The following is a 13,344-nucleotide window of genomic DNA, read 5'->3' on the forward strand; positions in this document are numbered from 1 at the left end:
CGCCCGGCCCGCCCTCGGCGCCGACGCCCTCGCAGCGGCCCGCGCGCTGCTGGCCGCCGGGCGGATCGTCGCCGTCAAGGGCCTCGGCGGCTACCACCTGGCGTGCGACGCCGGCGACGCGACCGCCGTCGACACCCTGCGCGCCCGCAAGGCACGCGGCGGCAAGCCGTTCGCGGTGATGTGCGCGGACCTCGACACCGTACGGCGGATCGCCGCCGTCTCCGCGGCCGAGGCGGCGACGCTCACCGGCCCCCGGCGTCCCATCGTCCTGCTGCGGCCGCGCGCCGGGCAGGGGGTGCTCGCGCCCGGGGTGTGCCCCGGCAGCCCGCACCTCGGCGTGATGCTGCCGTACACCCCGCTGCACACGCTGCTGTTCGGGCTGCCCGGCGATCCGCCGGGACCGCGCGTGCTGGTGATGACGAGCGGCAACCGCTCGGGGGAACCGATCGTCACGGACGACGACGAGGCGCTGACCAGGCTGGCGGGGCTCGCGGACGCCTGGCTCGCCCATGACCGGGAGGTCTCCGCGCCCTGCGACGACTCCCTGCTGCGGGTGCGCGTCGACGGCACCGAGCAGGTGTTGCGCCGCTCCCGCGGGTACGTGCCCCGCCCGCTGCGGCTGCCGGTGGCGGTGCGGCCCGCGCTCGCGGTGGGCGGCGATCTGAAGAACGCCCTGTGCGTCGGCGAGGGCGACCAGGCGTGGTTCGGCCCGCACATCGGCGACATGGGCGACCTGACCACCCTGGAGGCGGCCCGCAGGGCGGAGACGCGGATGCGGAGCCTGACCGGCGTCAGCCCCGAGCTGGTCGCCGCGGACCGGCACCCCGGATACCACTCCACGCGTTGGGCCGCCCGGCTGGCCGGGGGCAGACCCGTGCTGGTCCAGCACCACCACGCGCACATCGCGTCGGCGATGGCCGAGCACGGCCTCGACGGCACGACGCCCGTCATCGGCGTCGCGTTCGACGGCACGGGCTACGGCGACGACGGCACCGTCTGGGGCGGTGAGGTCCTGCTCGCCGACTACGCGGGCCACCGGCGCCTCGCCCATCTGGCCCCGGCCCCGCTGCCGGGCGGCGACGCGGGTGTGGCGAACCCCTGCCGTCTCGCGCTGGCCCGGCTGTGGGCGGCGGGCCTGCCGTGGGACCCCGACCTGCCCTGCACGACCGCCTGCACCCGCGAGGAACTTCACGTGCTGGAACGGCAGTTGACGCGCGGGCTGGCCTGTGTGGCGACCTCCAGCATGGGCCGTCTCTTCGACGCCGTGTCGTCCCTCGCCGGTGTGTGCCACCGCGCGGGGTACGAGGCGCAGGCCGCCCTGGAGCTGGAGGCCGCCGCGGCCTCGGTCTGGGACGCGGACACCTCGGCGTACGCCTTCGGCATCGGCGACGGCGTGTGGGACCCCGCTCCCGTGCTGGGCGCGCTCGTCGCCGACCTGCGCCGGGGCACCCCGCCCGCGGTCCTCGCGGCGCGCTTCCACCGGGGCGTCGCACGGGCCGTCGTGGAGCTCTGCGGACGGGCGCGCCGGGACACCGGCCTTGCCGTCGTCGCGCTGAGCGGCGGCGTCTTCGCCAACGCCCTGCTGGAGGAGGAGTGCGCGCGGCTGCTGGCCGGGGCGGGCTTCACGGTGCTGCGGCACGGCGAGGTCCCGCCGAACGACGGCGGGCTGGCCCTCGGCCAACTGGTGGTCGCGGCTCACCGACGACAAGAGGAGTGACCCATGTGTTTGGCAGTGCCCGGCAAGGTCGTGGCCATCGACGACAGCGCCGACCCCCTCACCGGGCTGATCGACTTCGGCGGTGTGCAGAAGCAGGCGTGTCTGGAGTACGTGCCCGATGTGCGCGTCGGTGAGTACGTCATCGTGCACGTCGGGTTCGCGCTCCAGCGCCTTGACGAGGAGTCGGCCCTGGCCTCCTTGAAGCTCTTCGAGGAACTGGGGCTGCTGGAGGAGGAGTTCGGCGACGCCTGGGAGCAGGCGGCGAAGGAGGCGGGAACCCCGTGAAGTACATCGACGAGTTCAACGACCCCGCTCTGGCGCGGCGGCTGCTGGACGAGATCCGTGCCACCGCCACCCGGCCGTGGGCCCTGATGGAGGTGTGCGGCGGGCAGACCCACTCGATCGTCCGGCACGGCATCGACCGTCTGCTGCCCGACGAGGTGGAGTTGATCCACGGCCCCGGCTGCCCGGTGTGCGTGACACCGCTGGAGGTCATCGACAAGGCGCTGGAGATCGCCGCCCGTCCCGGGGTGATCTTCTGCTCCTTCGGGGACATGCTCCGGGTGCCCGGGACCGACCGGGACCTGTTCCGGGTCAAGGGCGGGGGCGGCGACGTCCGCGTGGTGTACTCGCCGCTCGACGCGCTGGAGCTGGCCCGCCGCAACCCGGACCGGGAGGTGGTCTTCTTCGCCATCGGCTTCGAGACCACGGCCCCCGCCAACGCGATGGCCGTGCACCAGGCGCGCCGGCTGGGCCTGACCAACTTCAGCCTGCTGGTGTCGCATGTGCGGGTGCCCCCGGCCGTCGAGGCCATCATGACGGCGCCCACCTGCCGGGTGCAGGGCTTCCTGGCCGCGGGGCACGTGTGCAGTGTGATGGGCACGGCCGAGTACCCGGCACTCGCCGAGCGGTACGGCGTCCCGATCGTGGTGACCGGCTTCGAACCGCTGGACATCCTGGAGGGCATCCGCCGCGCGGTCCGCCAGCTGGAGCGCGGTGAGCACCGGGTGGAGAACGCCTACGCGCGTGCCGTGCGCGACGAGGGCAACCCGGCCGCCGTCCGCATGATCGAGGAGGTGTTCGAGGTCACCGACCGCAACTGGCGGGGCATCGGACGCATCCCCGGGAGTGGCTGGCGGCTCACCGACGCGTTCCGCGCGTTCGACGCCGAGCACCGCTTCGACGTCACCGGGATCCGTACCGAGGAGCCGGCCGAGTGCCGCAGCGGCGAGGTGTTGCAGGGGCTGATCAAGCCCACGGAGTGCGGCGCGTTCGGCACCACCTGCACCCCGCGCACCCCGCTCGGCGCCACCATGGTGTCCAGCGAGGGCGCCTGCGCGGCGTACTACCTGTACCGCCGGATGAACGACGGCCCGACACCGCAGGCCGCTCCGGTCGCGCGGGAGGAGATGAACCCCGTTGCCTGAACAACTCGCCGATGTGGTCGATCCGTCCGCCTGGACCTGTCCCGCTCCCCTGCGCGACCAGCCGGTCGTCGTCATGGGGCACGGCGGAGGGGGCGCGCTGTCGGCGGAACTGGTGGAGCAGGTCTTCGCCCCCGCCTACGGCAACGCCGTCCTGGCCTCGCTCGCCGACTCCGCCGTCCTCGAACTGGGCGGCGCGCGGCTGGCGTTCTCCACCGACTCCTATGTGGTCCGGCCACTGTTCTTCCCCGGCGGCTGCCTGGGTGACCTCGCGGTCAATGGCACCGTCAACGACCTGGCGATGAGCGGTGCCCGGCCCGCGTACCTGTCCGCCGCCTTCGTACTGGAGGAGGGCGTGGAGCTGACGGTCGTGGAGCGGATCGCGCGCGCCATGGGGGCGGCGGCCGGGGCCGCAGGTGTCATGGTCGCCACCGGGGACACCAAGGTGGTGGAGTCCGGGCACGGCGACGGGGTGTATGTCACCACCGCCGGTGTGGGCCTCGTCCCGGACGGCGTGGACATCCGGCCGCAGCGGGCACGGCCGGGTGACGCGGTCATCGTCAGCGGGCCGATCGGTCTGCACGGGGTGGCGATCATGAGCGTGCGGGAGGGACTGGAGTTCGGGGTGGACGTCGCCAGCGACACGGCGCCGCTCGCGGATCTGGTCGCGGCGATGCTGGCCGTCACCCCCGACATCCATGTGCTGCGCGATCCCACCAGGGGCGGCCTCGCGGCCTCACTCAACGAGATCGCCCGTGCCTCCGGGACCGGCGTCCGGCTCCAGGAGCGCGCGATTCCGGTGCCGGACGCGGTGGCCAACGCCTGCGGTTTCCTCGGGCTCGACCCGCTCTACGTCGCCAACGAGGGCCGCCTGGTGGCGTTCGTGCCGCCGTCGGCGGCGGAGGAGGTGCTGGCGGCGATGCGCGCCCATCCGCAGGGCGCCGGGGCCACGTTGATCGGCGAGTGCGTCGCCGACCATCCGGGGATGGTCGTGGTCGCCACCGGTCTCGGCGGCACACGGGTGGTGGACCTGCCGCTCGGCGAGCAACTGCCGCGCATCTGCTGAGGAGGACGACGTCCGGGGGCCCCGCCGGTACCCGACGGGGCCCCCGGGCTGTGCGGTGGCCGGTGTCGACCCCGTGTCATGCGGTGGCCGGTGCCGGTCCTCGGACTACGCGGTGGCCGGGGCCGGCTCGATCGCGGTGATCTCCAGTTCCCGGCCGCTGCGCAGCTCGGTGGAGGGCCGGTCGCAGCGCGGGCACCAGAAGAACGGCGGCATGCCCACCGCGAACTCCTCGGCGCACGGGCCGCACCAGGCCTGTGCCGGGACCTGCTCGACCTGGAGCCGGGCCCCGGCGAGGGCGGTGCCGTCACGGGCCACCTCGAAGGCGAAGCCGAGGGCGTCGGGGACGACGCCCGCCAGCTCCCCGACCCGGACGGTCACCGCCGAGACGGAGTCCGTGCCGTCCGCACGGGCCATCTCATCGGCCCGTTCGATGATCGCGGTCGCGATCGACAGTTCGTGCACGGTCGGCTCACGGATACCGGTGCCCGGCGCGGAAGCCGCCGGCCATCCGCCAGATCCGCGCCTCGCGCCGCAGGCTGGGCAGCTCCGACAGGAGCAGCGCCAGGGCCAGACCGCCGACCATGGCGGCCTCGGCCATCAGGACCCGCTGTCCGGTCATCCCGCCGCGTCCGCGGTGGGCGGCGGCGGGCCTTCGTGCACGCATGTACGTCATCATTGCGGCGACTCCCTGCTGTCTCATCCCGGTGAGATGTTCGGCATGGTCTCCGCGAGGGTGTCATGCCGCTTCCATTGGATCCCGGTGGAACGGCGCGCGTCGGCGGTGCCGTCCTCGTGGTGTCCCTTCTGGTCCTTGTACGGTCCCCGGTTGCCCTGGTGCATACCGGTGACGTGCCGGGGCGTGTCGGGCCTGGCCTGGGCCCGGCCCACTCTGATGCTGCCCATCGGTGTTCTCCTTCCTCGCCTCCGACCTGCGGAGTGCGTGGTCATGACCGCTCGGTGAGGTCCTCGAAGAATTCCTCGACGGCGGGCCAGACCCGGCCTCCGCCGGACAAGCCGCGCCACTCGCGGCGTACGAGGGCGACCATGCGGTAGCAGTCGTCGATCGGCACGATCCAGTGGTGGTCGAGGCCGTGGACGGTGTTCACCAGGAGGGCCTCCACATCGGGTTCCATGCCGGCGAGCGGCGGGCATGTCCCGGTCAGCTCCTTCCAGGCCGAGGCGTCCACCTCCCACCGCATGGCGCCCGCGGGGCTCGGGCCCTCGGCGGTGACCGTGCCGTCGGTCCGGGGCACGAAGAACACCAGGCCGACCGGCACCCCCAGGACGGCGGTGTCCAGGTGGGGCAGCCGGACCCGGCGCCGGGGCACGAGCCGGTGGTGGCCCTCCGCCGCCTTGGCGTCGGCGAACAGCACCGAGCAGGGGCCGCACACGCAGCGCACCTCCGCCTGCCCGGTGTCGTAGAGGTGGGCGTGCTCGTCGGCGACCGGTGCGGCGCACAGGTCGCACACCTCCGCCCCGGCCGCCGTGGCGCGGTCGGCCGAGGAACGGATGAGGCGGGCCAGCGCACCCTCGGTGCTCATGGGGCAACCCGGCGCTTGAGCGTGGTCAGCGGCACGAACGCGGGGGCCGGGGCCTCCGGGACCGGTTCCACCGCCGTCAGCTCGGGAGCCATGGCGAGCACCGCTTCGCGGACGGCGGCACTCACGTCGTCGCCGCCGCCTCCTCCGCCGCACCCGGATCCGCAGCCGCCGCCCGACGTCAGCCGTACCCGGGCCACCTCCCCCTCCATTCCGGCCCATTCGACGTCGCCGCCGCGTTCCCGCACGGCGGGCCGCAGGCGTTCGACCGCGCGGGCCGCCCGCTGCTCGGGGGGCTCGGGGTGGATGTCGTGCAGCACCAGCAGATGGCCGAGCAGCTCGTCGTCGGCGAGGCGTTCGGCGAGCGGCGCGTCCGCCTGGTCCAGGACGCGGGCCAGGGCCTCGCCGTAGACCTCGGTGAGCAGCCGTACCGCGTCGGTCGCCGCGCGTGCGGCGGGGCCGGGCGCGGACTCGACCTCCTCCAGCAGCGCGTCGAGGCGGGCCAGCCGGGCCTCGACATCGGGGTCCGCGAGCCGTGCGGGGGCGGCGGCCTCAGCCATGGTTCGCCCCGTACGTCGGCGAGTGGAGCGTGGTCAGCGTCTTGCCCTTGCCGACGTACATGTGGACGCCGCACGGCAGACAGGGATCGAAGCTGCGGACGGTGCGCATGATGTCGATGCCCTTGAAGTCGTCGGGACCGTTCTCCTCGAAGATCGGCTGGCCCTGGACGGCGTCCTCGTACGGGCCGGGGGTGCCGAACTTGTCGCGAGGGCTCGCGTTCCACGGGGTGGGCGGGTACGGGTGGTAGTTGGCGATCTTCTTGTCCTTGATGACCAGGTGGTGGGAGAGGACGCCGCGCACGGCCTCGTGGAAGCCGCAGCCGATCGCCTCGTCGGGCACCTCGAAGTTCTCGAACACCTTGGTCTCGCCGGCCCGCACCAGGCCCATGGCCTCCTCCAGGAACTGGAGGGCCATCGCGGCCGCGTAGGCGACGAAGTACGGCCGGGCGCGGTCGCGTTCGATGGTGTTGCTCCACTGCGGGATGCGCCACTCGAAGGTCGTCTCCGGGAGCGTCTCGCCCTTGGGCAGGGAGATGCGCACGCTGTGGCCGGTGGCCTTGACGTACGGGGTGTCGACGAGGCCGCTCAGCGCGGTCGACCACAGGCGGGCGAGGGGGCCGCCGCCGGTGTCGAGGGCGAGGTGGTCCCCGGTGCGCGGGTCGAGCCAGCGGGGGCTCATGACCCAGCTGTACTTGTCGTCGAAGTTCCGCTTCTGCGGCACCGGGACGGTGGTCTGGTTCCACGGGTGGCGCATGTCGACGGGGTTGCCGAGCGGGTCGTGGGTGACGAACGGCTTCTCGTTGACCCAGTCCTCGTAGTACGAGCTGCCCAGCATGATGCGCAGGCCGAGGTTGATGTCGATGAGGTTGTTGGTGACGAGCTCGCCGTCGACGATGACGCCCGGGGTGACGTACATCTGCTTGCCCCAGGTGTTCATCGTCTCGTAGCGGTAGTCGACGGTCATGGGATCCTGGAAGGCGCCCCAGCAGCCCAGCAGGATGCGGCGGCGGCCGACCTCCTCGTAGCCGGGCAGCGCCTCGTAGAAGAAGTCGAAGACGTCGTCGTTCATGGCGACGGCCTTCTTCACGAAGTCGATGACCCGCATGAGGCGACTGAGGTAGTCGGTGAAGGTGGTCGGCTGCGGCATCGTGCCGACGCCGCCCGGGTACAGCGTGGACGGGTGGACGTGCCGCCCCTCCATGAGGCAGAACATCTCACGGGTGATGCGGCTGACCTTCAGGGCCTCCTTGTACACCTCACCCTCGAAGGGGTTGAAGGCCCGCATGATGTCGGCGATCGTCCGGTAGCCGTGGATGTCGCCGCGGGGTGCCGAGGTGGCCTCGGCGCGGGCCAGCACACCGGGGTTGGTGGACTTGACCATCGCCTCGCAGAAGTCCACGAAGACCAGGTTGTCCTGGAAGATCGTGTGGTCGAAGATGTACTCCGCCGCCTCGCCGAGGTTGACGATGTAGTCGGCCAGCGGGGGCGGCTTGACGCCGTAGGCCATCTGCTGGGCGTAGTCGGAGCAGGTGGTGTGGTTGTCGCCGCAGATGCCGCAGATCCGGGACGTGATGAAGCCCGCGTCGCGGGGGTCCTTGCCCTTCATGAACACCGAGTAGCCGCGGAACAGCGACGAGGTGCTGTGGCATTCCACGACTTCCCGGTTGGCGAAGTCGATCTTCGTGTAGATGCCCAGGTTCCCGATGATCCGGGTGATCGGATCCCAGGACATGTCCACGAGTTGTGGCGGCTTGCGCTCGGTGGGCCGGGCCTCGGTGGTGGTCATGTGCGGTGCTGCCCCTCGCTGTCGGCGTGGTGTGGGTGGGGGTCCGGTGGTGCATGGGGGTGTAGGGGGTGCCTTGGGGTGTTGGGGGGGCCGCGGGTGGTCGGTCCCGCGGGCGGTGGGACGCGGTGCGCCCGGTGTGTCAGGGGCGGTAGCGCGGGTTGTAGCCGCTGGTGAGCTTGCGCTTGTTGTGGCGCCACCTCGGCTCGTGGTTCACCAGCTCGTTGGTCATGCCGCGCAGTCGGCGGATGACCGCGCCGTACGGCTTGATGGCGAGCGACGACAGGGTGCCGCCCGGCGGCTCGTCCATGAACGGCATGAACGCGTCGGGGAAGCCGGGCATGGTGCAGCCGATGCAGATGCCGCCGACGTTCGGGCAGCCGCCGATGCCGGCCATCCAGCCGCGCTTGGGCACGTTGCAGTTGACCACGGGCCCCCAACAGCCGGTCTTCACCAGGCACTTGGGCGAGTTGTAGTCCTTGGCGAAGCCGGCCTGCTCGTAGTACGAGCCCCGGTCGCAGCCCTCGTGGACCGTCTTGCCGAACAGCCACTGCGGGCGCAGCATGTGGTCCAGCGGGGGCGGGGGCGCGGAACCGGCCGCGTGGTAGAGGACCCAGACCAGGACCTCCATGAAGTTCTCGGGCTGGATCGGGCAGCCGGGCACGTTGACCACGGGCAGCCCGCCCTGGGAGGTGTAGTCCCAGCCCAGGTAGTCGGCGAGGCCCATGCAGCCGGTCGGGTTGCCGGACATGGCGTGGATGCCACCGAAGGTGGCGCACGTGCCGGCGGCGACCACCGCCCAGGCCTTCGGGGCGAGTTGGTCGATCCACCAGTTGAGGGTCTGTGGCTCACCGGTCTCCGGGTCGTTGCCGAAGGACGTCCAGTAGCCGTCGCCCTCGATGATGTTCTGGTTGGGGATCGAGCCCTCGATGACGAGGATGAAGGGGGCCAGGTCGCCGCGTGCCGCCGCCCGGTAGGGGGCGAGGAAGTCCTCGCCGCCCAGGCTGGGGGACAGCACCTTGTTGACGAGGTTCACCTTCGGCAGGCCGGGGATCAGCCCGAGGACCACGTCCTCGATGGAGGGCTGGCCCGCGGCGGTCAGCGAGACGGTGTCGCCGTCACAGCTCATGCCTTCGGAGATCCACAGGATCGTGATCTCGTCGAAGCCCTCGCGGTCCTCGCCGCGGCTGGGTTCCTCGCTGACGTCGGTGGTACTGCTGCTGGTGGTCATGTCATCGGCCTCCGCTGCGGTGGGTCTCGGAGTCGGTTGTCGTGTGCCGCGCCGAAGCTGCGGCGGGAGCCGGTTTCGACGGCTCGTCCCGGGATGTGGCGGGCTCCAGTGGTTCGAGCTCGTCGGGCCGGAAGTAGAGGAAGCGGCCGTACCAGGTGTGCAGTTCGGACGCGGGGTCGTCGTCGAGGGTGACGGCGAGATGCACGCTGCCGTCGACATCGTGGAAGACGGCGGCCACCTCCGCGGTGCGCCCGGCCAGGAACATGTCCTGGGCGTCGGCACTCCTGCGGGGCCGTAGCCGCACCCGGCTGCCGCCGCCGACCGGCATCCCGTCGACGACCACGGTCTCGGTGGTTGGCGAGAGCCCGTCGTCGGCCCCCTCCTGCCACCAGACGGGGCGCTCGGACGCGGACGCCGCGACCGCCTCGGACGCGGCGAAGGGGGGTGCGGGGGCCGGGGTGGTGGTGACCGGAAACTGGGCTGCCGGGTCGGTGTGCGGGGCCGGGCCCGGGGCCTGCGCGGCGGCGACCGGGGGCGACGGGGCGGTGGCGGGGGTGGTGGACAGGACGTTGGCGGGGGCCGACGGGGCCGTGACCGAATGCGTGGCCGCGGGAGCGGCGGTGGCCGAAGCCGTGGACTCGGGAACGGCGGCGGCCGAAGTCGTAGCCGCAGGAACGGCGGGGACCGAAACCATGGACTCGGGAACGGGAGCGGTGGGGACCGGGGTCAGGGAGCGGACCGCTCCGTGGAGGCGGGCGAAGATCTCCGGGGGCATGGTGTCGACTCGGTCGAGGATCGCGGCGGCCCGCGGGTCGGTCGCGCGCGCCTCCCGCTTCTCCTCGTCGGTCAGCAGCATGGTCCGCAGCGTGAGGATCTCGTCGATCTCCGCCGCGTCGTGCAGGTCTCCCGGGCTCTCCGGGGCCACCTGGGGGTGGTCGGGCAGGATGATCGGCGCGGAGAGCACGACGGGCCCGACGGGGGGCTCGTCTGCGAGTACGGGGAAGGTGAACTCGTTCCGGCAGGCCCGCGCCTGGTCGGCCAGGTCCGCCGGCGGGTCGATCAGCGAGACGAACTCCACGCCCTCACCGCCGATGAGGGTGTGCGTGGCGATGAGCGCCCGCCGCAGCGCCTCGTCGCGAGGTGCCCGGGGCTCCAGGCCGTCCACGGCGTTCGCGGTGCGTACGCGGAGCCGGAACACGTCGTCCGCGAGTCGCTCGGCCGTCAGGGTGACGCTCGCCCTCACCTCCTCGCGGCGCCGCACCACCCGGCCCGCGCGACCCGGCAGCGGCTCGATGTCCTCGCCGGCCGCCGCCTCCACCGGGACGGTGCTCTCGCCGCGCAGCAGGTCGTCCAGCTGGGCGACGATCTCGGTCTCGCGCGGCACCGCCTCGTCGAAGGTCAGATGGACGGTGCCGTCGCCGGTCCGCAGCGAGGCGACCGGGCGGTGGCCGCCGTCGGGGCCGGCCTCCTCCACTTGCTTGTGCTGCGTATGCAGGTGACGCAGCCTCACCCGGACGCTCGCGCCGGGCCGCAGGACGCGCAGCAGGCACTCGGTCCGCTGGTACCAGGAGTCGGCGGAGCCGGACACACCGGGGACGACGGGGCCGTCCGCCTCCACCCACTGGCGGGGGAACAGCACCCCGAACTGCCAGCGGACGCGGTTCTTCGCGGAGGACCGCCGGTACGGGTACAGGAGGTAGCCCTCGTAGAGGACGGCGTCGGCGACGGCGGTGATCTGCTCGAAGACGCCGTGGGACGGGTCCGGCGGCAGGCCGGTGTCCATGCCCGTGGCCGGGCACACCGTGCCGCTCTCGACCGGTCCGTACGCCATCGCGCCCTCCTTCTGCTCGCGTGCCGGCTCATCCCTTCCACCACCGTCACACCGCTCACGCTCTCCCGCCTCCTCCGGCGGAGCGCACTGAGCCGTTCGAGGGTCGTCCGGCACGCCGACTTCCGCCGCGCCCTCTTGACAAGCCCGGACAACGAGCGACAGTCTTCCGTTAAGCAGAAACTAATTTCCGCAATATGGAAACAGAATGTGGAAATACTCGGAAGCGACATGGAAGGGAGCGTCTGAGGCCCCATGGGATTCGCGGCGCAGCGCTTCAACGTCAACCTGTCGATCCTCTTCACGGAACTCCCGCTCCTGGAGCGCCCCGCGGCAGCCGCCGCGGCCGGCTTCACGGCGGTCGAACTGTGGTGGCCCTGGGTCGACTCCCCCACCCCCGAGCAGTCGGAGCTGGACGCCCTCCGGCGCGCGCTCGACGGCGCCGGTGTCCGGCTGACGGGGCTCAACTTCTACGCCGGGCGGCTTCCGGGCCCGGACCGCGGCGCCCTGTCGATCCCCGGCGAGGAGTCGGAGCGGTTCCGCGCCAACGTCGACGTGGTCGCCGACTTCGCGCGGTCGGTGGGCTGCACGGCCCTCAACGCCCTGTACGGCAACCGCGTCAAGGGCGTGGACCCCGCCGAGCAGGACGCGCTCGCGCTGGAGAACCTGGTCCTCGCCGCGCGTGCCGCCGACCGGGTGGGCGCGATCCTGCTGGTCGAGGCCCTGAACAAGGTGGAGTCCCCGCTCTGCCCGCTGGTCTCGGCCCCCGCCGCCGTCGAGGTCGTCGACAAGGTCAACCGGGCCTCCGGCCTGGGCAACGCCCGCTTCCTGATGGACCTCTACCACCTGTCCATGAACGGCGAGGACCTGCCGTCGGTGATCGAGCGGTACACCGACCGGACGGGCCATGTGCAGATCGCCGACAACCCCGGTCGAGGCGCGCCCGGCACGGGCTCCCTCCCGCTGGCCGACCTCCTCGACCAGTTGGGCGAGGCGGGTTACGAGGGTCGGGTCGGCCTGGAGTACAAGCCGGGCGACCGGCCGAGCGCCGAGGCATTCGAGTGGCTCCCCCGCGAGGCCCGCGGGGGACGCTGAGCGCCACCGACCAGACGTAGCAGAGCAGTCAGAGAGGCACCCTCATCATGCGCAGCAGTCTTCCCAAGGTCGCCTGGATCGGACTCGGCATCATGGGCTCGCCCATGTCCGAAAACCTGATCAAGGCGGGCTACGACGTCACGGGCCACACCCTGGAGCAGGACAAGCTCGACCGGCTGACGGCGGCCGGCGGCACCGCGGCGGCCTCCGTCGCGGAGGCCGTGCGGGACGCCGACGTCGTGATCACGATGGTGCCCGCGTCCCCGCAGGTCGAGGCGGTCGCGTACGGCCCCGACGGCATCCTGGAGAACGCGCGGGCCGGGACCCTGCTGATCGACATGTCGTCCATCACCCCGCAGACCTCGATCGACCTGGCGAGGGCGGCGAAGGACAAGGGCATCCGGGTCCTCGACGCGCCCGTCTCCGGTGGCGAGGCCGGGGCCGTGGAGGCCGTGCTGTCCATCATGGTGGGCGGTGAGCAGGTCGACTTCGACGAGGCCCGGCCGCTCTTGGAGGCGCTCGGCACAACCGTCGTGCTGTGCGGCCCGCACGGCTCCGGGCAGACGGTGAAGGCCGCGAACCAGCTGATCGTCGCCGTGAACATCCAGGCGTGCGCCGAGGCCGTGGTCTTCCTGGAGAAGTCGGGTGTGGACCTGGGGGCGGCGCTGGACGTCCTCAACGGCGGGCTCGCCGGCTCGACCGTGCTGACCCGCAAGAAGGACAACTTCCTGAACCGGGACTTCAAGCCGGGCTTCCGGATCGACCTGCACCACAAGGACATGGGCATCGTCACCGACGCCGCCCGCACCGTCGGTGCCGCGCTCCCCGTCGGCGCCGTGCTGGCCCAGCTGGTGGCGTCGCTCCGCGCGCAGGGCGACGGCGGCCTGGACCACTCGGCCCTGCTGCGGACCGTGGAGCGCCTCTCCGGCGCCCGGCTCTGAGACCCGAGGGCCGAGTCCCGAGGGCCGGAGCCTCCCCGAACTTCCGGTCCGCGGCGGCGCCGACATCTGTCCTGTCGCGCCCAGGCGCCACCGCGGACCGGAACCCTCGACGAACCCGACACACTCGATGAAATCGATGAACCACCTGACTGCGTCCGGCT

At 72.3% G+C, this 13,344-nt stretch carries 14 protein-coding genes; 6 read left to right on the forward strand and 8 right to left on the reverse strand.

Annotated elements, in window-relative coordinates; genetic code table 11:
• From hypF to hypE, 4 genes are all read left to right on the forward strand, one after another.
• On the forward strand, positions 1–1,717 hold a 1,717-nt coding region (gene hypF / locus M8J73_RS41115; protein WP_249829784.1), incomplete at its 5' end, for a carbamoyltransferase HypF.
• Positions 1,718–1,720: 3 nt separating this feature from the next.
• Positions 1,721–2,002 carry a HypC/HybG/HupF family hydrogenase formation chaperone gene (locus tag M8J73_RS41120; RefSeq protein ID WP_055511614.1) on the forward strand — a complete coding sequence of 94 codons (282 nt, stop codon included), beginning with the start codon at positions 1,721–1,723 and terminating at the stop codon, positions 2,000–2,002.
• Positions 1,999–3,144, forward strand: a complete 1,146-nt coding sequence (hypD, locus tag M8J73_RS41125) for a hydrogenase formation protein HypD (RefSeq protein ID WP_055541475.1) — start codon at positions 1,999–2,001, stop codon at positions 3,142–3,144. Before M8J73_RS41120 ends, hypD begins: the two co-directional genes overlap by 4 nt.
• Positions 3,137–4,207 (forward strand): hydrogenase expression/formation protein HypE, encoded by a 1,071-nt coding sequence (hypE, locus tag M8J73_RS41130; RefSeq protein ID WP_055541476.1) that lies wholly within the window; start codon positions 3,137–3,139, stop codon positions 4,205–4,207. Before hypD ends, hypE begins: the two co-directional genes overlap by 8 nt.
• A 105-nt stretch (positions 4,208–4,312) precedes the next feature.
• Here hypE and hypA read toward each other — a convergent pair whose 3' ends face one another.
• The 8 genes from hypA to M8J73_RS41170 form a co-directional block, all read right to left on the reverse strand.
• Positions 4,313–4,669: a hydrogenase maturation nickel metallochaperone HypA gene (gene hypA, locus M8J73_RS41135; RefSeq protein ID WP_055541477.1), complete on the reverse strand. Its 357-nt coding sequence runs from the start codon at positions 4,667–4,669 to the stop codon at positions 4,313–4,315.
• A gap of 7 nt (positions 4,670–4,676) precedes the next feature.
• Positions 4,677–4,871: a hypothetical protein gene (locus tag M8J73_RS41140; RefSeq protein WP_157873286.1), complete on the reverse strand. Its 195-nt coding sequence runs from the start codon at positions 4,869–4,871 to the stop codon at positions 4,677–4,679.
• A 32-nt stretch (positions 4,872–4,903) separates the two neighbouring features.
• On the reverse strand, positions 4,904–5,110 hold the full coding sequence (locus tag M8J73_RS41145; protein WP_055541479.1) for a hypothetical protein: 207 nt from the start codon (positions 5,108–5,110) through the stop codon (positions 4,904–4,906).
• 41 nt (positions 5,111–5,151) lie between these two features.
• Entirely contained in the window at positions 5,152–5,748 is a 597-nt protein-coding gene (locus M8J73_RS41150; RefSeq protein WP_055541480.1) for a DUF5947 family protein, read from the reverse strand.
• Positions 5,745–6,305, reverse strand: a complete 561-nt coding sequence (locus M8J73_RS41155) for a NifU-related iron-sulfur-binding protein (protein WP_055541481.1) — start codon at positions 6,303–6,305, stop codon at positions 5,745–5,747. Before M8J73_RS41155 ends, M8J73_RS41150 begins: the two co-directional genes overlap by 4 nt.
• On the reverse strand, positions 6,298–8,091 hold the full coding sequence (locus M8J73_RS41160) for a nickel-dependent hydrogenase large subunit (protein ID WP_249829785.1): 1,794 nt from the start codon (positions 8,089–8,091) through the stop codon (positions 6,298–6,300). The genes M8J73_RS41155 and M8J73_RS41160 overlap by 8 nt, the downstream gene beginning before the upstream one ends.
• A 139-nt stretch (positions 8,092–8,230) precedes the next feature.
• Positions 8,231–9,319, reverse strand: a complete 1,089-nt coding sequence (locus M8J73_RS41165; protein ID WP_055543377.1) for an NADH-quinone oxidoreductase subunit B family protein — start codon at positions 9,317–9,319, stop codon at positions 8,231–8,233.
• Between the two features lies 1 nt (position 9,320).
• A complete protein-coding gene (locus M8J73_RS41170; protein ID WP_372504101.1) occupies positions 9,321–11,150 on the reverse strand; it encodes a hypothetical protein in 1,830 nt (609 codons plus the stop codon).
• A gap of 252 nt (positions 11,151–11,402) precedes the next feature.
• Between M8J73_RS41170 and M8J73_RS41175 the strand changes: the two genes are divergently transcribed.
• Both M8J73_RS41175 and M8J73_RS41180 read left to right on the forward strand, forming a co-directional pair.
• The gene (locus M8J73_RS41175) at positions 11,403–12,242 is read left to right on the forward strand and encodes a TIM barrel protein (RefSeq protein WP_055540464.1); all 840 of its coding nucleotides are present in this window, start codon (positions 11,403–11,405) and stop codon (positions 12,240–12,242) included.
• 47 nt (positions 12,243–12,289) lie between these two features.
• A complete protein-coding gene (locus tag M8J73_RS41180; protein ID WP_055540463.1) occupies positions 12,290–13,183 on the forward strand; it encodes a 2-hydroxy-3-oxopropionate reductase in 894 nt (297 codons plus the stop codon).
• The last annotated feature ends 161 nt before the right edge of the window (positions 13,184–13,344 follow it).

It is taken from the genome of Streptomyces neyagawaensis (assembly GCF_023516595.1).
Classification (GTDB): Bacteria; Actinomycetota; Actinomycetes; order Streptomycetales; family Streptomycetaceae; genus Streptomyces; species Streptomyces neyagawaensis.